Source organism: Microbacterium sp. HMWF026 (genome assembly GCF_003061325.1).
GTDB classification, from domain to species: Bacteria; Actinomycetota; Actinomycetes; order Actinomycetales; family Microbacteriaceae; genus Microbacterium; species Microbacterium testaceum_E.
In genome coordinates this window covers 1-1,398 of the sequence record NZ_QAJB01000331.1, presented here as the reverse complement: position 1 = coordinate 1,398, position 1,398 = coordinate 1, and the positions used below count along the sequence as shown (strand labels likewise).

General features: G+C 75.4%; 1 protein-coding gene. It reads left to right on the top strand.

The annotated features are described in order from the left end of the window. Positions 1-1,341: glycosyltransferase (locus DBR36_RS12520; protein WP_108319869.1), on the top strand; the 1,341-nt coding region annotated here is incomplete at its 5' end. Positions 1,342-1,398 lie beyond the last annotated feature (57 nt).

Here is a 1,398-nt window from a genome sequence, read left to right as displayed (position 1 = left end):
GCGTGGTACCTCATCCTGTCGAGCCGGCTCGTGCCCGACCTCGACGGCGGCTACACCATCTCGACGCTCGCCCGCGCGCGGCAGATGCGTGCCGCCGGCGCCGAAGCGCTTCTGCTGACCGTCGACCCCGCCGAGGCCGACGCGCACGCCGCTCACCGGGCGACCTTCGAGGAGCGGGGGGTGGCGGCATCCGAGAGCTTCCTCAACCTGTTCGACGAGGCGGTCGACGCCGACGGAGGGGCCGCACCGTGGGTGCGCGCGGCCGCACGAGCCGGAACCGCGGACGCGTCGCTGGAGTACCGCCGCGTCGCCGGTGGCGCCGTCGACCTGCCGGTCGTGATCGACCCCGATTGGCACCTCAGCACGGCGCCGATCGTCGTGCGTGATGCCGCGGGCCAGCCCGTCGGCGTGGTCGACGGCTTCGGTGCGCTCTACCGGGCGTGGCTCACGCACGTGTCCGCGCGTCTGCGCGCGCGGCGCGACCGTCCCGTCGTCGTGGTCTGCGAGTCGCGGCAGCTCGGTGAGCTCATCGTCGGGTGGGGCGATGACGACACGCGGATCCTGCACACGGTCCACACGATCCACCTCGACGCGCCCTACTCCGCCGAGGCTCCGCTCAACGGCCTGTGGACGCGCTGGTTCGCCCTCGCCGACCGGTTCGACGCGGTGCTCTGGCCGACCGCGCATCAGCGCGACGACGTGCGCGCACGCTTCGGGCGCGCCGCGAACGATGTCGTCGCCCCGCACGCGGTCGAGGGGCCGGATGCCGTGGTGCCCCCGTCGGCGCGCGAACCCGGACTGATCGTCGCGGTGGGGCGGCTGGCCCCCGGGAAGCGGCTGGATCGCGCCATCCGCGCCTTCGCCCGGGTGCGCGCCGACGTGCCGTCCGCTCGGCTCGAGCTGTGGGGAGCCGGGGCGCAGCGCGAGGCGCTCGAGGCCCTCGTCGTCGAGCTCGGCCTCGACGGGTCGGTCGCGCTGCGCGGTCTGACGAGCGACCCCGGGGCGGTTCTCGACCGGGCCGCGGTCTACCTCACCACGTCGGCGTTCGAGGGGCAGGGGCTCGCGCTCGCCGAAGCCCTCGCGCACGGGACGCCCGTCGTGGCGTGGGACATCCGCTACGGCCCCCGCGACATGCTCGCGGCGGGCGGTGGCATCCTCGTTCCGGACGACGACGAGGAAGCGCTCGCCGCGGCGCTGCGGGGCGTGCTGACGGATGAGGCGTTGCGCGAGCGGCTCGCCCGAGAAGCGCGGGATGCCGCGCACGCCCTGACTCCGGAACGAGCGATGCGGACGCTGGCCGACGTCAGTCGCGGGGTGTTGGAGCGTCCGCGACGACGCTGATCCCGGGGCCCCGCCTCAGGCCCGCGCCGCTGCCCGCACGGTGGAGGGGCCCCGGGA